The organism is Alkalimonas delamerensis (assembly GCF_030717955.1).
In the GTDB taxonomy this organism is placed as follows: Bacteria; Pseudomonadota; Gammaproteobacteria; order Enterobacterales; family Alteromonadaceae; genus Alkalimonas; species Alkalimonas delamerensis.
In genome coordinates this window covers 334,294-360,284 of the sequence record NZ_JAUZVY010000003.1, presented here as the reverse complement: position 1 = coordinate 360,284, position 25,991 = coordinate 334,294, and the positions used below count along the sequence as shown (strand labels likewise).

Below are 25,991 nucleotides of genomic sequence, written 5' to 3'. Positions count from 1 at the left end.
AGGCATTCCTCAGGCGTAGGTGATCAACACATCGCCATTGCTGACCGCATCACCGGCGCTGACATGGATTTTCTGAATGCTACCATCGACGGCAGCACGCACTTCGGTTTCCATTTTCATCGCTTCCATAATGATCACCACATCGCCTTTCTTCACCTGAGCGCCCTCTTTGGTCGCCACCTTCCAGATGTTGCCAGCCAAAGGCGCCGTCAAAGTGCCGCTGCCAGTCACCGAAGCCCGGCCGGGGATGTTTTCTTCCACTACAGGTTTAATGCTGCTCAATTCGCCGCTCGGGGCCACTTCAACCTCGTAGACCTTGCCATCCACCCGCACGCTGTAGGCCGCGACACCGCCAACCTGAGCGACAGGTGCAGCGCTGGCTGCTCCGGTTTCGCCAGGAGCTTCAGGGACAGGCTCAAACGCAGCCGGGTTGTTGCGGTTTTTCAAAAACTTCAGGCCCACTTGCGGGAAGAGCGCGTAGGTCAGCACATCGTCAATTTTGTGCTCGGCCAGGCTAATGGCCTCTTTTTTCGCAATCTCGTCCAGCTCTTTGCCCAATTTGTCCATTTCCGGCTCAAGCAAGTCAGCAGGTCGGCAACGAATGGCTTCATTGCCATCGAGCACCCGCTGTTGCAAGGCTTCATCCACCTCGGCCGGGGTAGCGCCGTACTCGCCCTTCAGCACTCCGGCGGTTTCTTTGGTGATGGTTTTGTAACGCTCACCGGTCAGCACATTCAACACCGCCTGAGTGCCAACAATTTGCGAGGTTGGGGTAACCAGAGGAATAAAGCCCAGGTCTTCCCGCACTTTAGGAATTTCTTTCAGGACCGAATCCAGCTTGTCCAGCGCATCTTGTTCTTTCAGCTGGCTTTCCATATTGGTCAGCATGCCTCCAGGGACCTGTGCCAGCAGGATCCGGGCATCCACCCCTTTTAGGGAGCCTTCGAACTTGGCGTATTTCTTCCGTACTTCACGGAAGTAAGCCGCGATTTCTGCCAACAAGGTTAAATCCAGCCCGGTATCACGCTCGGTGTCTTCGGTAATGGCCACCATGGTTTCGGTAGCGCTGTGGCCATAGGTCATGCTCATTGAAGAGATGGCGGTATCCAGCATATCAATGCCGGCATCAATAGCTTTTTGGTAGGTAGCGGTACTGAGCCCGGTGGTAGCATGGCACTGCATCGCCAGTGGAATTTTGACCGCCTCTTTGATGCGGGTAATCAGCTCTTCGGCCACGTAAGGCTTGAGCAAACCCGCCATGTCTTTGATGCAAATGGAGTGACAGCCCATGTCTTCCAGCTGAATGGCCATATCCACCCACATATCAATGGTATGCACCGGGCTAACCGTGTACGACATGGTACCCTGGGCATGAGCATCGGCTTTGACGGCGGCCTGAATGGCCGTTTGCAAGTTGCGGATGTCGTTCATCGCATCGAAAATGCGGAACACATCCACCCCGTTCTCGACCGCCCTATCGACGAAGGCTTCGACCACATCATCGGCATAATGCCGGTAGCCGAGCAGGTTCTGGCCACGCAGCAGCATTTGCTGTTTGGTGTTGGGCATGGCTTTTTTCAAGGCCCGAATGCGGTGCCAGGGATCTTCGCCCAGGTAACGAATGCAGGCATCGAAGGTTGCACCACCCCAGGATTCCATCGACCAGTAGCCCACTTTGTCCAGCTTTTCTGCAATCGGCAACATATCTTCCAGACGCATCCGGGTGGCCAGCAGCGATTGATGGGCATCACGCAGTACCAGCTCAGTCAATAACAATGGCTTACTCATAACCGTCCTCTTTTATAATTGTTGCTGCCGGTGTTGATGAACAGCAGCCGTAATGGCGGCGACCACTTTGGGTGAGATGGCATCCGACTCCACCAGCTCGACCGTGGTTGGGCTATTTTTTTTGCTGGGGAAGAATCGACGTACACTCAAGCTCATCAATTGGATAATGATGACCAACAGCGTCAAAAAAACAAAGACCGTTGCCATCCCAATAGCCATAAGCTCGGCCGCTTGTTGCAGCATCTGATTGACCGACATAATTCCCCCTTTCACTGTACCGCTCCAGCGCCAGAAATGGCCCTAAAACCACAACAGATTCATTTGCATAACATCATATGCGTTCACTTTGGCATTGCATGCATTATGCGGATTCTGCCCCAAAGCGACAATTCAGCTCTGTGATAACTGCTATAGATAGCATGAATCCACAAACGTATAAACACTTTTACGTCCAGACATCCAAAGCCATTCTAAACCAGCAAAATGCAAAAGTAAGCAGATTTCTGTCATTTTTAGTCATTTTTTACCCAAAGCTTCAGCTGCTCAGCCACTTGCTGATTGAGTTGCTGCCAACTGGCTGCCATCGCTTCGACCAGTGCCGGATAACCATCATCCTGCAATGGACGGCGAATCACAAAACTGTGTTGCTGACTGCGCTGCCCATCGGACAAGCGGTAATCCCCGCTCAAAAGAGCGTGACCATCCGGCAAGCCAACCAGTCTATCCACCCGGATCTGCAATTGGACGCCATGCTTATCCGGAGCTGGTGACAACTGCCACTCTGGCGCCGACACGGCCAACTGCAACCGCAATTGACGCTCCAACTGACTGGCCAAATCGTCCGCCCACAGGTGCTGTCGGGCGACCGTCAGCTCGGTGGCGCTGTTTTGATACACAATGCCGCGTTGTTTTAAAAAAGGTGCCAGTTGAATCCCATGCAGCACCAGTACCTGTTCAGGGGCAAACTGCGCCGTAGCTGCCGGTATCCCCTCCGGATAAGGGAGCTGATAATAACGAATCTGCACCCCTGGCTGCGAACACGCCATGATCAATAGCAAAAAACAGCTCAATAACAGAACTCTCATGGTCTGGCTTTCCTTGGTTCAGGATCGGCCGATGGTTTGGCCTGGAAAATAAGTGCATTGCTGCGCTGATTCAGCGTCTGCAGCAAGGGTTGCAAATCACGCTGCAGCTGTTCAAATTGCTGCAAATTGCTGGTCAGACGCTGCTGAGCTTCCGACTCTGGCCCCAGCGACTGCAGCACCAGCTGCAGCTGCTGCAAACTGTCATTGAGTTGATCAGGAACCTGCTGCAGCGCGGGCTGGCCCAAATAACCTTCCAGCTGGCGCATAACCTGTTCCATCTCAGCCATCACTGCTGTTGCCTGTGCCAGCGTTTGGGTGCCCTCTTCCAGCAAAGGCTCTACCGGCAGCTGAATCATTTTTTCCAGCGCCATCAGCACTTTTTGCTCAATATTGCTAAGACCGCCCCGGGCCGTTGGCAAGACCCGGTAACCAGCGTACTCGGTTGCTTGCCAGGGGGCTTCTGGCTCCTCGACCATATCAAGATCGATGTAGAGGCCGCCGGTTAGTAAGCTGCTGGTCTTTAAGATAGCTCTTAGCCCCTGCTCGGCACCTTGTTGCAGCTGCTGTTGCACTTGCTCAATGCTGATGTTGTCGGCCAGCCGGCCGGTCTCTACCCGTACCAGGACCGGCACGCCTTGATCCAGCGATGTTTGCAGCGGATGTCCCATCGAAAAGAAGAAAGGCACGCTGACCACAGTGCCAACGCGGACTCCCCGATACTCCACCGGGGCACCGGGTTTTAACCCCCGCACTGACTCCTCAAAGAACAGTACGTACTCAACAAACTGGCTGTACATCCCTTCGTGAATGCTGCTTTTATTCGGGAAAAGTGCAAACTCGGTGTCCGATGCCACCCGCTCGCCAGCCGGCCAGCCCTCCAGCACTTCAAAACTGACGCCACCACTGATCAAACTGGCAATGGAGGCCAACTCCACCCTAACGCCATCGGGTGTTAACTCAAAACTGACCCCACTGGCCTGCCAAAAACGGACGTTTTCGGTAACCAGCCGATCGTAAGGCGCTCGAATAAACAGCTGATACAGCATTTGCCGTTCATCCATATCAAACAGACTTTGCTCAACGGTACCGACCTCGTAACCGCGATACAACACCGGATCCCCGACCGAGAGAACACCGGTATCTTCAGTCCGTAACCGGATGCGAATTCCAGCGGCCTCTGCCGAGGCCACCGGCGGCGTATCCAGCAGGTTATGGTGCAACACCTGTTGGCCGGACTCGCCCGGCAGCAACTCAATGTAAGCGCCGGAGAGCAAGGTATTCAAACCGGTAATACCCGAGCGGCTGACTTGAGGCCGCACCACCCAAAACTGCGACTCGGCATTGAGCAAAGGCTCGGTATCCGGCCGCATTCGCACCTGGATTTCAACTTGTTTCAGATCCGGCGTTAAATCAACGCGCACCACCTGGCCGACATCGACACTGCGACTTTTCACCTGGGTTTTGCCGGCAACAATGCCCTCCGCATGAGGAGCAATCAGGATAACGGTCGGTCCCTGATTCTGATAACTGTAGTACAGCATCCAGATGCCGATACCAATGGCAGCCAAAGGCACGATCCAAATGGGCGACCACTGCTTAATCGGTTGAATGCTGGCCTGGCGCCATTGCTCTGTTGTCACGTTTGTTGCTCCATCAAAGGACTGTCCTGGTTGTGTTTGCTTGGGTCTGAAGACGGTTTGTTGAGGGTTGCATCCCAGAGTAAACGGGGATCAAAACTCAAGGCAGCCAACATGGTGATAATCACCACAGCGGCAAAAGTAAAAGCAGCGGGCCCCGGGTAGACGCTCATTAACAACTCAAACCGCACCAAAGCGGCCAGAATAGCAACCACCAGCACATCAACCATCGACCAGCGCCCGATCCAGTCGACCCAACGAAACACCAATGTCGACCCTCTCTGGCGTAAGCTTTGCCCTTGCATCACCAGGAAACAGAGCCAATACAGCACCAGGATTTTGACCACCGGAATCACCACACTGGCCAGGGCAATGATCACAGCTACCGGATAAGCACCGTCCTGCCAGAGTAACCGGATGCCACTGACGATGGTTGAGTGGGTTTCCTGGCCCATCGACACCGTGATCATAATGGGATAAATGTTGGCCGGTAGATAAAGAATAGCTGCCGTGCTAGTCAATGCCAGTGTTTTCTGAATGCTGGATGGTAAACGGCCATGCACCCGATCGCCGCAACGACTGCACTGCTTTTGGCTCCAGGGAACCAGAGCTGTGCAACAACCACAGACTTTCAATTGCTGCGATTTTCCTGATAAGCCGGGGGTTGCCTGCAACAAAGGCTTAGGATTCGGCGCAATGCGGGCCCACATTTCACGGCGATCGATCACCTGAAAAGTTCGCAGGTGCAACAGGCAAAATAGACAAAAAGCCCAAAAGCTCAGTCCCAGCGCCAAATCCCCATGACTGGCCAGCTTGACAAAGCTCACCAACAAACCAATTAAGAAGATATCCACCATGCTCCAGGGCTTTAGCATAAAGAGCACGCGAGCCATCCACATCCGGGCAGGCAGTCGCCAGATCATGCCAAGCTTCAGGTAAATAACCGCCAGCATACAAAATGCCGGGATCGCCTGGATAAACAGCCACACCAGCACCGCCAGAGCCGGATGATGCACGGCAAAAAGCACCGATGAGGTGTCCAGAAAACTCATTTGCTGCTGCGTTCCTGCCGCCCGCATGCTGATAAAAGGAAACAGGTTGGTCAACACCAGCATAAAAAGGGCACTGCTGGCAAAGAGAACCGGTCGTAGAATCGGCTGGGGATGACGACTGTCGAGTTGATGGCCACACTGGCTGCAATGCGCTTCCTGGCCAGGCTGCAGCTCAGGCAGCTGTTGCAACAGATCGCAATAGCGGCAGAGCACCAATTCGGAGTCGCTGTCAGGCTGTTGCAGCGCTCCATCGTCCAGCAATTGGTAATCGGGGCTCACCATAGCAAAAAAAATCCTTGGGCTTGGAAGGATCTAATAGCATGGCTCCAAAGAGGATGCAAATCAAAGGCCAGCTGAAGCTGTCCTGATTTGCTCCCGGCAAATCAGTCGAACCTACGGAGCTTCTCACCCTCCCGCTAATGCAGCATAGCGCTTAAACGACAAAACCCACTTAGGCTTTCACCTAAGCGGGTTTCTTCGGATATGGCGGACGCGGGAGGATTCGAACCTCCGACCGCTCGGTTCGTAGCCGAGTACTCTATCCAGCTGAGCTACGCGTCCTTAAATCGTTTTGCACACAGTTTTTATTGAATGGCGGACGCGGGAGGATTCGAACCTCCGACCGCTCGGTTCGTAGCCGAGTACTCTATCCAGCTGAGCTACGCGTCCAATTCAATAAAAAATGGCGGAGAAAGAGGGATTCGAACCCTCGATAGAGTTTCCCCTATACACCCTTAGCAGGGGTGCGCCTTCAGCCACTCGGCCATTTCTCCGCGCTGTGTTGCGGCGTGTATATTAAAGTCTCAGGAAAATAAGTCAAACTATTTTTCGGTGGGGCAGGCTTGTTTGCCGACCTTTTAAACAATCTGCCAAAATGAACACCAAATCGGGTCGTTTCACCATGGCAAGGTGCTGGCTCTAGGCGTTGCCTTCCTCGTCCGGGGACTTTTCTGCCTGGATCCGCATGTAGATTTCTTCACGGTGTACAGATACTTCTTTCGGTGCATTGACACCAATTCGTACCTGATTTCCTTTGACGCCCAACACAGTGACGGTGACTTCATCACCAATCATTAAGGTTTCACCAACCCGTCGAGTAAGAATTAGCATTCGTTTGCTCCTATTTCCTTGTTTTCGGTCCAGTTATAAGGCTGGCATCCTGAAAAAGTCACTTATCATAACTCAGCTGCTTACCGAAAGAAAAGCAAGCAAACTGTTTTCCTGCTGAAAAGCTTTCTGGTTGTTGCGCATCACCAAGAATCCTCGGACTCAGTGTAGCAAAGATGCTGCGAGGATGATGCAAAAAACAACAGCCAGTGGGTATAAATACCACAAACTGGCTGTGTCGGATCAGTATCAGGCCGACAGTTGCTGCTCAATCTGATGCAAGCTTTGCTGCAACACCTCGGCAAGAGCCGCCGTATCGGTGCCTCCAGCCTGCGCCATGTCCGGCCGGCCACCACCTTTTCCGCCCAGCTGCTGCGCCGCCCAGCCGACCAACTTGCCGGCATGCACTTTCTGGGTCAAGTCTTGTGTCACACCGGCAATCAAGCTGATTTTGCCGTCATTGACGGTTGCCAGCAGTAAAATGCCAGAGCCGAGCTTTTGCTTGAGCTCATCCAGCATAGGACGCAAGGCTTTTGGCTCGACCTGCGGTAACTCGGTCACCAGCACTTTGCTGCCGGCTATCAGTTGCACCTGTTCCAATAAAGAGGCCCCTGCTTGACTGGCCAGCTTTTGCTTTAACTGATCCCGCTCTTTTTCCAGCTGTTTGCTGCGCTCCTGACTCTGCAATACCCGCTCAGCAATGCTGAACAGATCGCCTTTCAGGGCACTGGCGACCTGATGCGCCTGGCTTTCCAATTGATGGAGCCAACGGAGCGCCTGCAAGCCGGTGACGGCCTCAATACGGCGAACACCAGCTGCAATACCCCCCTCGGAGACAATTTTAAAGAGACCAATATCGCCGGTACGCTGCACATGGGTGCCACCGCAAAGCTCAACGGAGAAGGGGCTCATGGTCAGCACCCGAACATCGTCGTCGTACTTCTCACCAAAGAGCGCCATAGCACCAGCGGCTTTGGCTGCCTCCAGGCTCATTAACTCGGTTTGCACCGGGTGATTGGCCTGAATGTGCTGATTGACCAGTTGCTCGACCGCCTGCAATTGCTCAACCGAGATGCCTTCGTAGTGAGAGAAGTCAAAACGGAAACGCTCTGGGCCAACCAGAGAACCTTTTTGCGTTACATGCTCACCCAAAACCGCACGCAGAGCAGCATGCACCAGATGGGTCGCCGAATGGTTTTGCCGGATGGCCTGACGACGCTCGTCATCAATTTGCGCCATCACAGTCGCTCCAACTTCGAGCTGACCGGCAAGCTTCCCTTTGTGCGCATGCGCCTTGCCCAACTTGATGGTGTCGGTCACGGTAAAGATGCTGCCATCGGCCGTGGTCAGGGTGCCGGTATCGCCAATCTGACCACCCGACTCGGCATAAAAAGGCGTTTGATCCAGCACGATCAAAGCTTCGTCGCCATCGGCCAGTTGCTGGCACGGCTCACCATCACGCAAGATTTCCAGCACTCTGGCGTTGCCATGCTGCTGCTCGTAGCCGGTAAAGTCAGTAATCTGGCTGCTGCTCAGCTGGGCATTGTAGTCGACACCAAACTGGCTGGCCTGCTGGGCACGCTGACGCTGCTGCGCCATTTCGGCTTCAAAGCCTGCCTGATCGACACTGAAGCCCTGCTCCCGCGCCACATCGTTGGTCAAATCCACCGGAAAACCATAGGTGTCGTACAGTTTAAACGCCAGGTCACCTGGTAGTACCTTGCCTTCTAACTGCTGCAGCGCTTCTTGCAGCATACTCAAGCCCCGCTGCAAGGTTTTGCCAAATTGTTCTTCTTCAATTTTCAGCAGTTTTTCAATCACCGCCTGCTTGGCCGCCAGCTCCGGGTAGGCCTCGCCCATTTGTGCCACCAAGGCCGCAACCAGCTGATGGAAAAAGGCCCCTTCTGCGCCCAGTTGATGGCCATGGCGAACGGCGCGGCGAATAATGCGGCGCAGCACATAGCCCCGGCCTTCATTGGACGGTTGCACACCATCCACCATCAAAAAAGCACAGCTGCGGATGTGATCGGCGATAACCCGCAGCGATTTGTTGGTTAAATCCTGCGTTCCGGTTGCTTCGGCAGCCGCTTTGATCAGAGCCTGAAAGATATCAATCTCGTAGTTGCTGTGCACCCCTTGCAAAATAGCCGCGATCCGCTCCAGCCCCATGCCGGTATCGACGCTCGGTTTTGGCAAAGGCTCCATCCGGCCATCGGCGTGGCGGTTAAATTGCATAAAGACAATGTTCCAGATCTCAATAAAACGGTCACCGTCTTCTTCCGGGCTGCCCGGAGGCCCGCCCCAGATGTGCTCGCCGTGATCGTAAAACACTTCGGTACAAGGGCCACAAGGTCCGGTATCGCCCATGGCCCAGAAGTTATCCGATGCATAGGGCGCCCCTTTATTATCGCCGATGCGGATCACTTTTTCTGCCGGCACACCTATCTGCTGCGTCCAGATGTTAAAGGCTTCATCATCGCTGGCATACACCGTAACCAACAGCTTCTCTGCTGGTAATTTCAGCTCTTTGGTCAGAAACTCCCAGGCATAAGCAATGGCTTCTTGCTTAAAATAATCGCCAAAACTAAAGTTGCCCAGCATCTCAAAGAAAGTGTGATGACGGGCGGTGTAACCGACATTTTCCAAATCATTGTGTTTGCCACCGGCCCGGACACAGCGCTGTGCTGAAGTCGCCCGGCTGTAAGAGCGCGGATCCTGTCCTAAGAAAACATCTTTAAAAGGCACCATTCCGGCATTGGTAAACAACAAGGTGGCATCATTGCCAGGGATCAGGGAGGCGCTTGGTACAATCTGGTGACCTTTGCTGGCAAAGTAATCCAGAAAAGCACTTCGTATAGCGGATGATGTCATGCTCATGATGATTTCCTAACTTCTGTCATTGGGGAGCGCAGCCTTGCAATCTTCCGGGTAAAAACCACGTTGCTGCAAATAACGCAATCGTTTTGCCCGCTCTTTCGGTGTCGTGATGGCGGTATCGCCGTATTTTTTCTGGTAACAGGCAGCGGCCAGTGCGGCCCAATCCGGGGCCTGCTCTGTCAGCTGCTGTTGCAACAGGGCCAGGTCGACACCGTGCTGGCGGCACTCTTGCTGGATCATCTTAGGGCCATAGCCTTTGCCCAGCCGAGAGCGCAGCAGCATATCGACAAAACGGCTATCGCTCTGATAATTTTCTGCCTGACACCATGATATCACTTGCTGGACCAGTTGGTCATCCTCTGTACGGGCTTGCAAACGTTGCTGCAATTGCTGAGCGCTGTACTCACGCCGCGACAGCAACTGCAGCGCTGCTTTTTTTAGCCCGGAGAAGTCCATCACTCAGACTTCCAGCACATCGTCTGCTGCCGGAGGCTCCGAATCCTGGCCCCGACCTTGTTTGGGATCAAAGGAAAATATGTCTTCAAAGGACAAAAAGAAAGCTATGCGAAGCAGTGGCATGACCAGAATCATCCCCAGGAGAAAGGTTGGTACCGTAGCAAGACTCAGCGCCAGAGCAATGATGCCAAACAATATCAATGGCACTAAATTACGCCAACAAGCAACCAGGCTGGCCATCAAAGCAGACAGCAAACGCTTTTCTGCTAAAAAATACACAATCGCCACCGCATAGCTGAACATCATCCAGACGATGGCGGTACAAAACACAAACAAGAAGACCAAGCTAAACTGCACCGTTTCCGCCTCTACCTGCTGCACCAAAAACTCATAAAAAAGGCTGAGCGGAATCGCCAGCAGAAAATTTAAGCCCGCCAGACGTAAAAACAAAGGTCGGTATTCTGGCTGTTGCAGCGGCTTAAACAGCAGCGCAAAGGAGGCTGCTTCCTGCCGCTGAATCGCTACCACCACCTTGTAAAAGCCAGCCGTGATAAAAGGATTTAAAAAGATTGCCAGAATAAGCAATAAAGAATTGAACCGACCCACCAGATTCAGCAACAAAGCAAAGGAAGTCAGTTGGATCCAGAGCCAGGGTGCTTGCGCAAACAATTGCCAGGCATCTTTTACCCAATACACAGCTGACAGGACCGGGCGACGACGAATCAATTCAAACACAGAGTGCACAGCAACCTCGCAACAAACTACCGGATAGCACGGCTTGGACATGGCGGCTATGATACTGGAAAAAGCCTGTGCCGTCAGGAGTCAGCCGGAAAAAACCAGTGTTATTCCGTGCTTAAAGGGGCCAGTTGATACTGATTGACGGAGCCAAAGAACTCCAGTTGCAAACGAGAGTAGTCCGGCGATGTCATAAAAGCATGCATGGCGCGATCAAAGGCTTGTTGCAACGACTGCTCACGAAAAACAGCCCGGTAATCACTGGGCGGGAAAATGGTATGCAGCTGAATAGGTTGATTGTCCCCACTGACACGCCGAAAATAGTGGAAAATATTGATGTCCATCACAGCGGCATCGATCCGCCCGGCCAGCAATAGGCTGACCTGAGTTTGTTGGTTGGTGGTCTCCTGGTAGCGGCTGGAGCTTTGTGCCATGCTCTGAAAATCCGGCCCCAACACAAAATGGGCATTTTGAAAGGCAGTAACCCGTAAAGGCTGCATATCCTGAGGATGCTGAATCACCAGTTCACGCTCACGCAAGCTGATGACCGCATTTTGATAGCGCACATAGGGCTGGCTGTAATACAGCGTGCTCGGCTCGCCGGAAGGCCGCTGCAAGGTCGCGACATCGCCATGCCCCTGCTCAAGCAAATAGCGAATACGGGCATTGGGCACGTGCAAATAAACCGCTTCATAGCCCATTTTACGACTGACTTCACGCAATAGCTCCAGCTCAAAACCGGTGCCGTCCTGCAATTGAATGTAAGGCGGTTTATCCATTCCTACCAGAATAGTCAGGGTACGTTCAGCAGACAGACTTATACTCACCAACAGCAAGATAAAACCGAGCAGAAAGCGCATGGTCAAAGCTCATGATGTTTTGGTTTTTTAAGTATAGTCTGAAATTGTATTTCACAACATTGCGACGTATCTTTAATACAACGCAACGGCAGCTTTGAGGAAAGCCACTTCGTGCCAAGATTATTCTTGATTTCCCTGCTGTTTTGGCTGGCTGCCATGCCGGCTTACAGTTGCACCCTGCGAATGGGGGCTGATAGTTACTTCCCGCCCCATTTAAACCCGGGTGAACAAGGCTGGCAGGGCTTGTCCATTGATCTGGCGCGATCCCTGGCTACAGAGGTTGGCTGCGAGCTGACCATTTTGCAGTCGCCCTGGCGGCGATCATTGCAGTTGCTGGCTCAAGGCCAGTTGGACATACTGAGTCACCTATCTTTTTCCGAAGCACGGCATGCCGACTTTCGCTTTATCGGACCTCACCATATTGAAACGGTTATTCTTATCGGCGATGCCGCAAAGCTGCCAAAGCTTGAAAGTCTTACAGAATTAGCCGAGTGGCCGAAAGAGCGCATCATTGCGATTTTAAATGGTGCTTACTACGGCGAGGCTTTCCAGCAGCTGATTGAACAGGACGGCTTTGGCCCGACTCTGGTGGAAATCCGCAGCCATGAAGACAAACTGGCTTTGTTGGAAAGTGGCCGGGTCGATGCGGTGCTGGAAGACCAAACCACCCTCTATCACTGGCAGCAGAGCGGTCAGGTGCAACACAACCAATACCAGCAGCTGCTGGTGGTGTATCAAAACCCGGTCTATTTTGGCATTAGTCGACAAAGTATTGCTGAGGCTCAGGCAATCCAGCTGGATGAGGCCTGGCAACGACTGTATCAGCAGGGCCGGTTGCAGCAGATCCGGGCGCGCTACTTGCCGACCCTGCCACTGCCAGAGCCGGCTGCTATACACTAGGGCATGTTGACCTTACAACCTTTGCCTTATATAGATACCAGCCAAGCAGCTCTAAAAGCAAACAGCAAAGGTTAACACGCCCTAATCATTCAGATTGGGTGCAAGCCAGCATTCCGCTTCTTGCTCAGACCAGCCTTTACGGGCAGCATAATCCGCCAGCTGATCGCGGCCAATTTTACTGACGGCAAAGTATTTGCTATCTGGATGCGCCAGATACCAGCCACTGACTGCGGCGCCAGGCCACATCGCGAAACTTTCCGTCAGCTGCATGCCGGTTTGCGCTTCCACATCCAGCAACTGCCACAGGGTGCCTTTCTCAGTATGCTCAGGACAAGCCGGATAACCGGGTGCGGGCCGGATCCCCTGATAGAGCTCACGAATCAGCTGGTCGTTATCCAGGTTTTCATCGGCGGCATAGCCCCAGTAATCACGACGAATGCACAGGTGCAGGTATTCGGCCAGCGCTTCTGCCAGCCGGTCGGCCAGAGCTTTGACTAAAATGCTGTTGTAATCATCGTGCGCTGCAGCAAATTCGGCAGCGAACTCGTCGGCACCAAAACCCGTACTGACGGCAAAGGCCCCCACATAATCAGCCACACCACTGCCTACCGGCACAATAAAATCACTCAGACAGCTGTTGGGAATGTTATTGCGCAGCTGCAATTGCTGACGGAGCTGGTGCAAGCGGCAACGCTCAACGGTGCGGCTTTCATCGGTGTAGACCACAATGTCATCGCCCTCGCTGTTGGCCGGGAAGAGCCCGAACACCGCTTTGCCCTGAATGCGCTTCTCAGCAATCATGGTATCCAGCATGGCGTTGGCATCGGCAAAAAGTTTCCGCGCTTCCATGCCTACTTCGGCATGATTCAGAATTTGCGGGTACTTGCCCGACAACTGCCAGGTCATGAAAAAGGGAGTCCAGTCAATGTAATCACGCAATGGCTGTAAGTCGACATCCTGCCACAGATGCACCCCAGGCTTTTTCGGTGCCGCGGCCACTTTGCTCAAGTCCAGCGAAAATTTATTGGCTCGGGCCTGCTCCAGGCTCAGCATGCGTTGACCGGGGCGGCTGCGCTGATGCTGCTCACGCACCGTTTGATACTCGGATTGAATGCGGGCCAGATACTCGGCTTTGCCAATTTTACTGATCAGCGATTGCACCACAGAGACACTGCGCGAGGCATTGGGTACATAGACCACACCATGCGGGTAGTGCGGTTCTATTTTCACCGCAGTGTGCACCTTGGAGGTGGTGGCGCCACCAATCAGCAGCGGCAGTTCAAAGCCTAGACGCTGCATTTCTTTTGCCACATGCACCATTTCATCCAATGATGGGGTGATTAATCCGGACAAGCCAATCACATCGACATTCTCGTCTTTGGCCACCTGCAGCAACTTGGCACAAGGCACCATTACACCCAGGTCAATGACTTCGAAGTTGTTGCACTGCAGCACCACGCCAACAATGTTTTTACCAATGTCGTGCACATCGCCTTTGACGGTCGCCAGCAAAATTTTGCCCTGAGCACTGCCACCGGATTTTTCCTGCTCGATGTAGGGCTGCAGATAAGCGACGGCTTTTTTCATGACCCGGGCCGATTTGACCACTTGAGGCAAGAACATCTTGCCTTCACCAAAGAGATCGCCCACCACATTCATGCCATCCATCAAGGGGCCTTCAATCACGTGCAGTGGCTTTTCGGCCTGCTGACGGGCTTCTTCAGTATCCTGCTCAATGTAATCGGTAATGCCTTTGACCAAGGCGTGTTCCAGCCGCTTGGTCACCGGCAGACTGCGCCAGGCATCGTCTTGCTTTTCCGCCACGCTGCCGTCGCCTTTAAACTCCGGCGCTATCTCCAGCAAGCGTTCGGTAGCGTCCTCACGCCGGTTTAAGATCACATCCTCGACCCGCTCGCGTAGCAACTGTGGGATATCGTCGTACACGGCCAACTGACCAGCATTCACGATGCCCATATCCATACCGGCGGCGATGGCATGGTACAAAAATACCGAGTGCATCGCCTCACGCACCGGGTCATTGCCTCGGAACGAAAAGGAAATGTTCGACACGCCGCCGGAAATTTTGGCGTAAGGGCACAGGCGTTTGATGTCACGGCAGGCTTCAATAAAGTCGACCGCGTAGTTGTTGTGCTCTTCGATACCGGTCGCCACGGCAAAAATATTGGGATCAAAGATGATGTCTTCCGGTGGAAAGCCAACCTCATTGACCAACAAACGGTATGCACGTTGGCAAATTTCCACTTTGCGCGCCTGGGTATCGGCCTGCCCCACTTCATCAAAGGCCATCACCACAGCGGCAGCACCATAGCGCCGAATGCGACGGGCCTGCTCTAAAAATGGCGCTTCGCCTTCTTTTAATGAAATGGAATTGACGATGGCCTTGCCCTGAATGCATTTGAGGGCGGCTTCGATCACCTCCCACTTGGAGGAGTCGACCATAATGGGGACCCGGGCAATATCGGGCTCACCGGCCAACAAATTCAGATACCGCACCATGGCAGCCTTGCTGTCGAGCATGGCTTCATCCATGTTGATGTCGATAATCTGAGCGCCGTTTTCGACCTGCTGCTTTGCCACTTCGAGCGCAGTCTCGTAGTCGCCGTTTAAAATCAGCTTTTTAAAACGGGCCGAGCCGGTGACATTGGTGCGCTCGCCCACATTGATAAATCGTGCTTGTTGTTGCATTACCACTCCGGTGAAAAAGCTTCCAGCCCAGCCAGATGAAACTGATGACGAACCGCCTTAGGTTGACGCGGTGTGACGCCAGCCACCGCGGCAGCAATGGTAGCAATGTGCTCTGGCGTGGTGCCGCAGCAACCGCCGACAATATTGACGAAGCCTTGGCGGGCCCAGTCGGCAATCTCTGCTGCCATTTCGTCAGCGCCCAAATCATACTCGCCAAATTCATTTGGCAAACCGGCATTGGGATGCACCGAGACATAGGCTTCCGACACGGTGGAAAGCGCCTCGACATAAGGGCGCAGTAAATCCGGCCCCAGTGCGCAATTCAGTCCAAAACTGACTGGTTTGACATGCGCCAGTGAGTGATAAAAAGCTTCGGTGGTCTGGCCCGACAGGGTTCGGCCGGAGGCATCGGTGATGGTGCCGGAGATCATCACCGGTAGCTCAAAACCAAGCTCATCAAACACCTCCAACACGGCAAAGGCGGCAGCTTTGGCATTCAAGGTGTCAAAAATGGTTTCCAGCATAATGATGTCGGCTCCGCCTTCAACCAAGGCATGGGTCGACTCTTTGTAGGCCAGCACCAATTCATCAAAGCTGACATTGCGAAAGCCAGGATCATTGACATCGGGTGAAATCGAGGCGGTGCGGTTGGTTGGCCCCAGCACCCCTGCGACATAGCGGGGCCGCTCCGGTGTCTGGGCCGTGATTTCATCACAGGATTCTCGCGCCAGTCGGGCTGCCTCGCGATTGATGCGGGCCGACAGGCCTTCCATCTGGTAGTCGGCCATGGCGATGGTGGTGGCATTAAAGCTGTTGGTTTCGACAATATCGGCCCCAGCCAGCAGATACTCCCGGTGGATTTCGCGAATGATGTCAGGCTGGGTCAGTACCAGCAGATCATTGTTGCCTTTTAAATCCGTCGGCCAATCAATGAACTCGCTGCCGCGGTAATCGGCCTCTTGCAACTGGTGCGCCTGGATCATGGTGCCCATGGCGCCATCCAGAATCATAATACGCTGTGACAGAGCTGTGCTTAGTTGGGCTGGGGTTAATCGAGCCTTACTCATGATACCTCACTTCCGGCCAATGGCACCCAAATCGAAGGGTGTGGCCTGATAGACATAATAGTTCAACCAATTGCTGAATAACAAAAAGGCGTGGCTTTGCCACAGCTTCAGCGGTGGCTGCGCCGGATCATCGCCTGGAAAGTAATGCTCGGGTATCCGGGGATTTTGTCCAGCGGCCAGATCACGCTGATACTCATCGGCCAGCGTATTGACATCGTACTCCGGGTGGCCGGTGACAAAGACCCGGCTGCCACTGCTGTTTTGCAGCAAATAGGGGCCGGTGACATCGGACTCGGCCAGAATATGCAAATCATCGTGCTGGGCAAAGCGCTGCTTGGGCACCTGGGCATAGCGCGAATGCGGCACTTTAAATTCATCATCAAAACCGCGCACCAGCGGGCACAAAGGCTGCACCAACTGCTGGTTGTAGACACCGGACAGCTTCTCGCCACGGATCTCACGCTGCAAGCCATAATAATGGTACAAAGCCGCATGGGCAGCCCAACACAAGAATAAGGTGGAGGTGACGTGGCTGTCGGCCCAGCTCAGGATCCCTTCCAGCTGATCCCAGTAAGTCACATCCTCATAGTCGACCAGCCCAAGGGGAGCGCCGGTGATAATAAGCCCATCGTACTTTTGCTCTGCAACCTGCGAGAAATAGCGGTAAAAGCAGTTCAAATGACTTTCCGGCGTGTGCTTGCTGACATGGTCATCCAACCTGAGCAATTCCACATCCACCTGCAATGGTGAGTTGGCCAACAGTCGCAGCAACTGGATCTCAGTGGTTATTTTATTGGGCATCAGGTTTAAGATGGCAATGTGCTGCGGCCGGATATCCTGACTGGCCGCCCGGCTTTCGGTCATCACAAAGACATTTTCAGCCGACAAGGCCCCAATAGCCGGCAACTGATCGACAACTTTGATAGGCATAACGCTTCCATCGCCCAATTGAACATAGCTGGCAGTGTGCGCAAAAGACGGCAAAAAGTCAACTTCTAAACGTATAGACGTCTACAGATTAAGTAAGCTATCCTCTAGCTCAAACGCACAAAAAAGCCAGCAACAAGGCTGGCTGGAAGGGGGATAACGTTCGACGCAGCTAGTCGTCGGCAGCCAGACTCTCGGCTGCATCCGCACCGGCTTGCTTCAAAGCTTCAGGCTTAAGCAGTAGACGGTTGCGCAGTTCGGTTTCAATTTCATTAGCGATGGCCGGATTGTCCAGTAGAAACTTCATCGCATTGGCTTTGCCCTGGCCAACTTTATTGCCCTGATAGGCATACCAGGCACCGGATTTATCGACCAGTTTTTCCTGCACGCCCAGATCCAGCAGCTCGCCCTGCTTGTTGATGCCCTGGCCGTAGGTGATGATAAACTCCGCTTGCTTAAACGGCGGCGCTACTTTGTTTTTCACCACTTTAACCCGGGTTTCGTTGCCGATGATTTCATCACCATCTTTCACCGAGCCAATGCGGCGGATATCCAACCGGACAGAAGCATAGAACTTCAGTGCATTACCACCGGTGGTGGTTTCCGGGTTGCCGAACATCACGCCAATCTTCATCCGGATTTGGTTGATAAAAATGCACAGGGTGTTGGAGCGCTTGATATTAGCAGTCAACTTACGCAAGGCTTGCGACATCAGACGTGCCTGCAGACCCATGTGGCTATCGCCCATATCGCCTTCAATTTCCGCTTTCGGCGTTAAGGCGGCGACCGAGTCGACAATGACCACATCGACCGCGGCTGAACGTACCAACATATCGCAAATTTCCAGCGCCTGCTCACCGGTATCCGGCTGCGACACCAGCAAATCATCGACATTGACCCCCAGCTTGGCGGCATACACTGGGTCCAGCGCATGCTCAGCGTCGATAAAGGCACAGGTTTTACCGGCGCGCTGCGCTTCAGCAATCACCTGTAAGGTGAGCGTAGTTTTACCGGAGGATTCAGGCCCGTAGATCTCCACAATACGACCATACGGCAAACCGCCAATGCCCAGTGCAATGTCCAACCCTAACGAGCCGGTCGAAACAGAGGCAATATCCAGCGCTGTGCTGTCGCCCAGCCGCATAATCGAGCCTTTACCGAACTGACGTTCAATTTGGCCTAAGGCGGCGGCCAGCGCTTTTTGTTTATTGTCGTCCATTGATGACTCCCGAAAAATTGGATTGGGCTGAATGCTGTATGAGCATACAGTAGTTTAGTTTGAAGCCGCTGTCAACAGCCGGATGCTTTGTTGCAGCGCGAAATCGATGGCCTGCTGGCGAATCTGCGTCCGGTCGCCGGCAAAGTGTTGCTGATTGCTGGTGCAGATGCCATCCAGCCAAAAGGCAAAACACACCGTGCCTACCGGCTTGTGCTCGGAGCCGCCATCAGGCCCGGCGATACCGGAAATCGCAATCGCCAAATCCGCTTCTGCCGCTTTGGCGGCACCTGCCGCCATTTCCTGCACCGTTTGCAGGCTAACAGCACCATGCTGCTGCAGGGTTTGCGCATCCACCGCTAATAATTGCTGTTTGGATTTGTTACTATAGGTGACAAAACTGCGGTCCAGATACGCAGAGCTACCGGCCACAGCGGTCAGGCTGTAAGCCAAGCCACCGCCGGTACAGGATTCCGCCGCCGTCACCATCCGCTTTTGCGCTTTTAATAACTGGCCCAGCGTCTGTGCCAGTTGCATGGTGTCGGTGACTTTGTTCATCAGTGATCCAGATGCAAGGAATGTAACGCTATTATGCCGTCCACCACCACTTTGGGGCAAGCTGCCAGTGCCCACACTCCGATGATGCAACAGTATCTGGGCTTAAAAGCCCAGCACCCGGACATTCTGCTGTTCTACCGTATGGGTGATTTTTACGAGCTGTTTTACGACGATGCGAAAAAAGCAGCCCGCTTGCTGGATATCTCGTTGACCAAACGCGGTCAAAGTGGTGGTCAACCGATCCCGATGGCTGGTGTGCCCTACCATGCCGTTGAGTCCTACCTGGCCCGGCTGGTACAGCTGGGCGAGTCGGTTGCCATCTGCGAGCAGATTGGCGATCCGGCCACCAGCAAAGGTCCGGTTGAGCGTCAGGTCGTACGTATTGTGACCCCAGGCACCGTCACCGATGAAGCCCTGATGCAAGAGCGGCGCGATACCCTACTGGCCTGCCTAGTGCAGCACAAAAATCAGTTTGGTGTGGCCTGGCTGGATTTAGCCAGTGGCCGCTTTTTGCTGCAGCAGCTCGACAACGACAGCGATGTGCAGGCCTTGCTGCAGCGACTGCAACCGGCCGAGCTGTTGTACAGCGAGGAACTGTTAGCACAACAGCTGCTGCCGTCTCGCTGCAGCAATCGTCGCCGTCCGGCCTGGGAGTTTGAAATAGAAACCGCCCGCCGTTTATTGTGCCAGCAGTTTGGTACCAAGGATTTGCTGAGCTTTGGGGTGGAGGATGCTCCGGCTGGCCTGATGGCGGCGGGCTGTTTGATGCAGTACGTCAAGGACACCCAGCGCAGCCAGTTGCCGCATCTTCGCGCCATCGCCAAAGAGCAAGGCGATGATTACATTGTGCTGGATGCCGCTACCCGTCGTAATCTGGAGCTGACGCAAAATCTGGCCGGTGGTCGGGAGCATACCCTGCTGGATGTGCTGGATCAGACCCAAACCGCAATGGGATCCCGCTTATTGCAGCGCTGGATCCAGGCACCACTTCGGCAACATCATCGCGTTGAACAGCGATTGCAGGCCGTTAGCGAGCTGAGCGACAGCTACCCGGAGCTGCAACCTCAACTCAAGCAGATTGGCGATATTGAGCGGGTGATTGCCCGGCTGGCGCTACGCTCAGCCAGGCCGCGCGACTTTGCCCGATTGCGCCAGGCTCTGCAGCAACTACCAAGTCTGCAGCCACTGGCGAGCAGCTGGCACTGTGCTTTGCTCACCGAATTGTACCAACAAGTGCAGCCTCTGCCGGAGCTTTGCACTCTGCTGGAACAAGCCATTGTCGAACAACCGCCGGTGCTGATCCGCGACGGCGGCGTGATAGCATCAGGTTACCACGACGAGCTAGACCACTGGCGAGCGCTGGCTACCGGCGCCACCGACTATTTGCAGCAACTGGAGACCCGGGAAAAAGAGCGCACCGGCATCAGCTCGCTCAAAGTTGGTTTTAACAAGGTGCATGGCTACTACATTGAGATTGGCCGCGGCTCGGATCACAAGGTTCCGGCCGACTACATTCGTCGCCAAACACTGAAGAACAACGAGCGTTTTATTATTCCAGAGTTAAAAGAGTACGAAGACAAGGTACTCGGCAGTCAAAGCAAGGCGCTGGCACTGGAAAAGCAGCTGTACGACGCCCTGTTCGATCAAATTCTGCCACAACTCGAAGCTCTGCAGCAACTGGCAGCCGCCTTGTCGCAACTGGATGTGTTAAGCAACTTCGCCGAACGGGCCGATGCGCTGAATTACCAGAGGCCCGAGCTGCAGAATGCCATCGGTATTCAAATTGAACAGGGACGGCACCCGGTGGTGGAGCAGGTGCTGAGTGAACCTTTTATTGCCAACCCGCTCGAGCTCTCGCCGGCGCAGCGCATGCTGCTGGTGACCGGCCCCAATATGGGCGGTAAATCGACCTATATGCGCCAGACCGCACTGATTGTGCTGATGGCCGCCATCGGCTGCTATGTGCCGGCAGAGCGAGCCATCATCGGCCCGATTGATCGGATCTTTACCCGGGTCGGTGCCTCGGACGATCTGGCCTCTGGTCGTTCAACCTTTATGGTGGAAATGACCGAAACAGCCACCATCTTGCACCATGCCACCCCCAACAGCCTGGTGCTGATGGATGAAATTGGTCGCGGCACCAGCACCTACGATGGCCTCTCTCTGGCCTGGGCCTGTGCCGACTATCTGGCCCGGCAGCTAAAGGCCATGACCTTATTCGCTACCCATTACTTTGAGCTGACCCAACTGGCCGATGAGCTGGACGGCTTGGCCAATGTGCATTTTGATGCAGTTGAGCACGGCGACAGCATCGCCTTTATGCACCATGTGCACCCAGGCGCCGCCAGCAAAAGCTTTGGTTTGCAGGTCGCGCAATTGGCAGGCGTCCCCAAGATGGTGATCCAGCAAGCCAGACGCAAATTGCAGCAACTGGAGCAAGCCGAACCGGCCCGCCCTCTGGACACTGGCCCAGCCAGCGCATCCCAACTTGAGCTGTTAGCCCCGGAGCACCCAATCGTGCAACAGTTGCGTGGCATCAATCCGGATGAACTCAGTGCACGCCAGGCGCTTGACTTGCTGTACCAGCTGAAAGGTCAGCTAACAGACTAAACAAAAAGCGCCAGACGGCGCTTTTTGTTTGTGGCAGAAGGGCATCACTACCGGGCCATCAATCCTGAAACAAAGTTTCGATATTGAGCCCCTGATGGGTGACGATTTCTTTTAACCGGCGCAACGCCTCCACCTGAATTTGCCGCACCCGCTCCCGGGTTAAACCGATTTCATGACCAACATCTTCCAGGGTCGAGGGCTCGTAACCGAGCAAGCCAAAACGTCGGGCCAGCACTTCGCGTTGTTTGGGATTTAGTTCATCCAACCACTGCACCAGATGTTGCTTGATGTCCTGGTCCTGCAGCTCCATTTCCGGGCCCAGCTCTTTGTCATCGGCAATCACATCCAACAGTTGCTTGTCGGAGGAGCCCGCAGCCAAACCATCGACAGAGGTAATGCGCTCATTCAGTTTAAGCATCTTGCTCACTTCTTCCACCGGCTTATCCAGTGCTGTGGCGATTTCTTCAGCGGTGGGTTCATGATCCAGTTTTTGCGACAACTCGCGGGCAGCACGCAGGTAAATGTTGAGTTCTTTCACCACATGAATGGGCAGACGGATGGTACGGGTCTGATTCATGATGGCCCGCTCAATGGTTTGACGGATCCACCAGGTGGCATAGGTCGAAAAGCGAAAGCCACGCTCTGGATCAAACTTCTCTACCGCGCGAATCAAGCCCAGATTGCCTTCCTCAATCAAATCCAGCAAGGCCAGACCCCGATTGATGTAACGACGGGCAATTTTAACCACCAAACGTAAGTTGCTTTCAATCATGCGTTTGCGGGCAGCTTCATCGCCTTTGAGGGCGAGACGGGAAAAGTAAACTTCCTCTTCTGCCGTCAGCAAAGGCGAAAAACCGATTTCGCCCAAATACATTTGAGTCGCATCCAATGCACGGTAGCTGTCATCCCGGGCAAAGACATCATCACTTTCGGTATCATTGTCATCAGCTAAGGCAGCGGCATCCGGCTCATCCGCGTCTTCCGCCTCGTCGATCAGAGACAAGTCTTCGTTCAAATCATCATTGCTGCGTTCATTTTGCTCATGTCTTGCCTTGGAGCCCATATCCTTCTCCCACATCTACAAGGGTACATTCGGTCCAGCTCTGCCTGAGGCTGTCCGTCGCTGCGTCCTTCGGGACGTCTGTTGTTATGGTGTTTCTCATCGTTATCTGGGTAGAAACTGCAGCGGGTCGACCGATTGCCCCCGAAAACGAATTTCAAAGTGCAATTGTGTTCGGCTCGCCTCAGTACTTCCCATGTCGGCAATGTGTTGTCCAGCCTCCACCTGCTGCTGCTCACGGACTCGCAAACGGCTGTTGTGCGCATAAGCACTCAGGTAATCATCGTTGTGCTTGATGATGATTAAATTACCGTAACCTCGCAGTGCATTGCCGGCGTATACCACCTGCCCGGCGGCGGCTGCATTGATGCGCTGCCCTTCACTGCCAGCAATTTTTATCCCTTTGCTGCCATGCTCCTGATGCGAAAAACGCGCCAGAATGGTACCTCGGGTCGGCCACTGCCATTGCAATCGCCCGCCTGCTGGGGTATTGTTTGCCGTTTTTTTCTGGTTTTGTGCTGTAGTATTATGAACATAACCGGTTTGTGGGCGTGGTGCAACCGATTTTGCCGGTGCAACCGGATTGGTCTGAGCTGTGGTTGCTGGCGCCACTTGACGGGTGCTTGCCGAAGAGCGCGCGGGCTGGGTCTGTACCGGGGCCGGCTGAGTGACCACCTCGGTTCTGGCTGCCGTGCGGCTGGCTGGCGCCGGACCCCGAAGCTGCAGCTGCTGGCCAGGGTGAATGATGTAAGGTGCTTCAATCTGATTGCGTCGGGCCAGCTCCCGAAAGTCCTGGCCGGCTCGAAAAGCAATGGAGTACAGCGTATCCCCGCGCTGAACCTGATAGCTGTCACCAGAAAGAGGCCCCCGTGAAGACTGGGCCGGGCTGACTGCCAAAGCGGCAACCGGGGCCGGTTCAGAGCGTTTGGCGCAGCCCGCAATCAGCATCAAACCAAGCAGTAGGATAGGCCAGCAAGGCAGTTTGCACTGCCGCTTAGGAACATGGCTGACCATCCTGGCTGTACTCATCAGGCCCTCATCAATTGCTGATCCGCTCACCCGGCTGTTGCAGGCGCTCCAGTTGCAACACAGCCAGCATGCCCAAAACACCGAGCAGCGCCATCGCCAGCGCCCAACCAAACTGCAGCGAGTCGTGCCACTGCAGATAGGTGCTAAAGCCAACCGGCGAGCCATCCAGCTGCCAGGGCCAAACCCGGTACATAGCCCCCATCACAATGCCAATTAACAATGCCAGGGTTGCATCATGATACCGAGCCAACAAACAAGCCAGCAAACGGGAAAAACTTAATAAACCAACCGCACAGCCGCTGGCAAACAACATCAATGGCAACACCTGCAATTCAGTGACGGCCAGCAATACCGGTGCGTACATGCCCAGCAGCAACAAAATAAAGCTGCCGGAGATACCGGGCAGGATCATGGCGCAAATCGCCACGGCACCCGCAACAAAAAACATCCAGCGCTCCGGTTGCAATTCGACCGGCTGCAACTGCCCGATACCCAGTGCCAGCAGCACTCCCAGCAACAGCAACAACAAACGCCAGCGATCCCAGCGCAGCTTGCTGCACAGCTGTGGCAAAGCAGCCAGAATCAAGCCAAAAAACAACGACCAGAGCAGCACCGGCTGGTGCAACAGCATCCAGCTGACACCTTTTGCCAACAGAAAGACACTGAGTAAAATCCCGCTGAACAAACAGAGTAAAAAGGTGCCATCGATATGCCGCCAGGCAGCTAGCAGCCGTCCCCTGAGCACCATACCCAATGCATGATGATCGACCGAGCGAATGGCCCGAATCAACCGCTCATAAATCCCCAACAGCAGTGCCAAAGTCCCGCCTGAGACGCCAGGTACAATATCCGCAGCCCCCATCATCAAGCCTTTGCACCATACCAGCAAATAAGACCGCCAAAGAGACGCTGCCCTGGCGTCCATCAGGCCAGCTCCCCCGGAACTAAGGGCACAAAACGGACCGCTTCCACATTGTCTTCCATAAAAGTATCGCCCTGACGCTGAATCACCCGCAGTACCTGGTCATCGGTACCAACCGGGATCACCAAACGCCCGCCATCGCTCAATTGCTGCAACAGCGCTTGCGGCACCGCGCTGGGTGCGGCCGTCACCAAAATGCAATCAAAAGGAGCTTTGCTGGTCCAGCCTTGCCAACCATCGCCATGCTTCATCGACACATTGTGCAAGTCCAGCTGTTGCAGACGTCGCTTGGCCTGAAATTGCAGACTTTTAATCCGCTCGACGCTGTACACCCGCTCAAACAACCGGGCCAAAACAGCGGTTTGATACCCGGAGCCGGTGCCTATTTCCAGCACCTGTTGCGACTTGCCCCCGGCCAACAAAAGCTCAGTCATCCGAGCCACAATGTAAGGTTGGGATATGGTCTGGCCATGGCCTATCGGCAAGGCGGTATTTTCATACGCTTTGTGCGCCAGCACCGTTTCGACAAAAAGATGGCGCGGCGTATTCGCGATAGCCGCAATCACCTCTGGATGGGTGATGCCTTCTTGGTGTAGCTTTTGCGCCAGCAAAGTGGCACTGCGTTGCGTTGCGACAGCCATTTACAACTGAATTCCTTCTAACCACTGACTGAGTTGATCCATGCTCTTGTAAGCAGACATGTCAACATGGATGGGCGTAATGGATGCGTAGCCATGAGCAATGGCATGAAAATCCGTGCCTGGACCGGCATCCAGTTCTGGCCCTAAGGAGCCATACCAATAAATAGGTCGTCCCCAAGGATCAACAGCCGATGTCATGGTTTCGGCTTTATGCCGACGCCCCAAACGGGTCACCTGCAACCCCTTCAATTCCGCAATCGGGATCGCGGGCACATTGATATTGAGAATTTGATCGGCCGGCAGCGGGTGCGACTTTAGCTTTTTGATCACCTGCACCGTGACATAGGCCGCAGTTTCAAAATAGTCGCTGTCGTGACTGGCCAGTGAGACAGCAATGGCTGGCAAGCCCAGATGACGCCCCTCGGTCGCTGCGGCGACGGTGCCGGAGTAAATCACATCATCGCCCATGTTGGCGCCATGATTGATGCCCGCCACCACCAGATCCGGGGTAAAGTCCAACAGCTGACTGATGGCCAGATGGACGCAATCGGTGGGCGTACCGCTGACCGCAATAAAACCATTGTCCAGTTGCTGGGTTCGCAGAGGGTTCAATAAAGTCAGGGAGTTGCTGGCACCGCTGCAGTTGCGATCCGGCCCTACCGTGGTTACCTCAGCCATTTGCGACAGGGCCTGCTGCAATACCTGGATCCCTTTGGCATAAACCCCATCATCGTTGCTCAATAAAATCCGCATTC

General features: G+C 54.2%; 20 protein-coding genes, 3 tRNA genes and 1 pseudogene. 2 read left to right on the top strand and 22 right to left on the bottom strand.

Annotated features, from left to right (window positions below):
• Positions 1-9: 9 nt before the first annotated feature.
• From oadA to Q3O59_RS09925, 13 genes are all read right to left on the bottom strand, one after another.
• Positions 10-1,788, bottom strand: coding sequence for a sodium-extruding oxaloacetate decarboxylase subunit alpha (gene oadA / locus Q3O59_RS09985; protein WP_305945437.1), 1,779 nt, complete (start codon positions 1,786-1,788; stop codon positions 10-12).
• Positions 1,789-1,800: 12 nt separating this feature from the next.
• On the bottom strand, positions 1,801-2,046 hold the full coding sequence (locus Q3O59_RS09980) for an OadG family protein (RefSeq protein WP_228592552.1): 246 nt from the start codon (positions 2,044-2,046) through the stop codon (positions 1,801-1,803).
• A 254-nt stretch (positions 2,047-2,300) separates the two neighbouring features.
• Complete coding sequence (locus Q3O59_RS09975; protein WP_305945436.1) at positions 2,301-2,873, bottom strand: PqiC family protein; 573 nt, start codon at positions 2,871-2,873, stop codon at positions 2,301-2,303.
• Entirely contained in the window at positions 2,870-4,513 is a 1,644-nt protein-coding gene (pqiB, locus tag Q3O59_RS09970; protein WP_305945435.1) for an intermembrane transport protein PqiB, read from the bottom strand. Before pqiB ends, Q3O59_RS09975 begins: the two co-directional genes overlap by 4 nt.
• Complete coding sequence (locus Q3O59_RS09965; RefSeq protein ID WP_305945434.1) at positions 4,510-5,844, bottom strand: PqiA/YebS family transporter subunit; 1,335 nt, start codon at positions 5,842-5,844, stop codon at positions 4,510-4,512. Before Q3O59_RS09965 ends, pqiB begins: the two co-directional genes overlap by 4 nt.
• Positions 5,845-6,046: 202 nt before the next feature.
• Positions 6,047-6,123: transfer RNA gene (locus Q3O59_RS09960), tRNA-Arg, on the bottom strand.
• Between the two features lie 31 nt (positions 6,124-6,154).
• Positions 6,155-6,231: transfer RNA gene (locus tag Q3O59_RS09955), tRNA-Arg, on the bottom strand.
• A gap of 14 nt (positions 6,232-6,245) precedes the next feature.
• A tRNA-Ser gene (locus tag Q3O59_RS09950) sits at positions 6,246-6,335 on the bottom strand.
• Between the two features lie 145 nt (positions 6,336-6,480).
• Entirely contained in the window at positions 6,481-6,672 is a 192-nt protein-coding gene (gene csrA / locus Q3O59_RS09945; RefSeq protein WP_228592973.1) for a carbon storage regulator CsrA, read from the bottom strand.
• 246 nt (positions 6,673-6,918) lie between these two features.
• The gene (gene alaS / locus Q3O59_RS09940; RefSeq protein WP_305945433.1) at positions 6,919-9,546 is read right to left on the bottom strand and encodes an alanine--tRNA ligase; all 2,628 of its coding nucleotides are present in this window, start codon (positions 9,544-9,546) and stop codon (positions 6,919-6,921) included.
• 9 nt (positions 9,547-9,555) lie between these two features.
• On the bottom strand, positions 9,556-10,002 hold the full coding sequence (locus Q3O59_RS09935) for a regulatory protein RecX (RefSeq protein ID WP_305945482.1): 447 nt from the start codon (positions 10,000-10,002) through the stop codon (positions 9,556-9,558).
• Between the two features lie 3 nt (positions 10,003-10,005).
• Positions 10,006-10,737, bottom strand: a complete 732-nt coding sequence (locus Q3O59_RS09930; RefSeq protein ID WP_305945432.1) for a DUF2189 domain-containing protein — start codon at positions 10,735-10,737, stop codon at positions 10,006-10,008.
• 110 nt (positions 10,738-10,847) lie between these two features.
• Positions 10,848-11,600: a substrate-binding periplasmic protein gene (locus Q3O59_RS09925; protein ID WP_305945431.1), complete on the bottom strand. Its 753-nt coding sequence runs from the start codon at positions 11,598-11,600 to the stop codon at positions 10,848-10,850.
• Between the two features lie 111 nt (positions 11,601-11,711).
• Here Q3O59_RS09925 and Q3O59_RS09920 point away from each other — a divergent pair, with 111 nt between their 5' ends.
• Positions 11,712-12,500 (top strand): substrate-binding periplasmic protein, encoded by a 789-nt coding sequence (locus Q3O59_RS09920; RefSeq protein ID WP_305945430.1) that lies wholly within the window; start codon positions 11,712-11,714, stop codon positions 12,498-12,500.
• Between the two features lie 81 nt (positions 12,501-12,581).
• On the opposite strand, the pseudogene metH reads toward Q3O59_RS09920, so the two are convergent.
• From metH to Q3O59_RS09895, 4 genes and pseudogenes are all read right to left on the bottom strand, one after another.
• Positions 12,582-16,273, bottom strand: a pseudogene (gene metH / locus Q3O59_RS09915) (methionine synthase).
• Positions 16,274-16,279: 6 nt separating this feature from the next.
• A complete protein-coding gene (locus Q3O59_RS09905) occupies positions 16,280-17,203 on the bottom strand; it encodes a homoserine O-succinyltransferase (protein ID WP_305945427.1) in 924 nt (307 codons plus the stop codon).
• A gap of 169 nt (positions 17,204-17,372) precedes the next feature.
• On the bottom strand, positions 17,373-18,419 hold the full coding sequence (gene recA, locus Q3O59_RS09900) for a recombinase RecA (protein WP_305945426.1): 1,047 nt from the start codon (positions 18,417-18,419) through the stop codon (positions 17,373-17,375).
• Between the two features lie 54 nt (positions 18,420-18,473).
• Positions 18,474-18,974 (bottom strand): CinA family protein, encoded by a 501-nt coding sequence (locus tag Q3O59_RS09895; RefSeq protein WP_305945425.1) that lies wholly within the window; start codon positions 18,972-18,974, stop codon positions 18,474-18,476.
• Positions 18,975-19,007: 33 nt separating this feature from the next.
• Here Q3O59_RS09895 and mutS point away from each other — a divergent pair, with 33 nt between their 5' ends.
• On the top strand, positions 19,008-21,584 hold the full coding sequence (mutS, locus tag Q3O59_RS09890; RefSeq protein ID WP_305945424.1) for a DNA mismatch repair protein MutS: 2,577 nt from the start codon (positions 19,008-19,010) through the stop codon (positions 21,582-21,584).
• A 58-nt stretch (positions 21,585-21,642) separates the two neighbouring features.
• Here mutS and rpoS read toward each other — a convergent pair whose 3' ends face one another.
• From rpoS to surE, 5 genes are all read right to left on the bottom strand, one after another.
• Entirely contained in the window at positions 21,643-22,647 is a 1,005-nt protein-coding gene (gene rpoS, locus Q3O59_RS09885; RefSeq protein ID WP_228589468.1) for an RNA polymerase sigma factor RpoS, read from the bottom strand.
• 102 nt (positions 22,648-22,749) lie between these two features.
• Entirely contained in the window at positions 22,750-23,673 is a 924-nt protein-coding gene (locus tag Q3O59_RS09880) for a peptidoglycan DD-metalloendopeptidase family protein (protein ID WP_305945423.1), read from the bottom strand.
• A gap of 10 nt (positions 23,674-23,683) precedes the next feature.
• Entirely contained in the window at positions 23,684-24,598 is a 915-nt protein-coding gene (locus tag Q3O59_RS09875; protein WP_305945422.1) for a DUF368 domain-containing protein, read from the bottom strand.
• Positions 24,598-25,236 (bottom strand): protein-L-isoaspartate(D-aspartate) O-methyltransferase, encoded by a 639-nt coding sequence (locus Q3O59_RS09870; protein ID WP_305945421.1) that lies wholly within the window; start codon positions 25,234-25,236, stop codon positions 24,598-24,600. The genes Q3O59_RS09875 and Q3O59_RS09870 overlap by 1 nt, the downstream gene beginning before the upstream one ends.
• Positions 25,237-25,989 (bottom strand): 5'/3'-nucleotidase SurE, encoded by a 753-nt coding sequence (surE, locus tag Q3O59_RS09865; RefSeq protein ID WP_305945420.1) that lies wholly within the window; start codon positions 25,987-25,989, stop codon positions 25,237-25,239.
• Positions 25,990-25,991 lie beyond the last annotated feature (2 nt).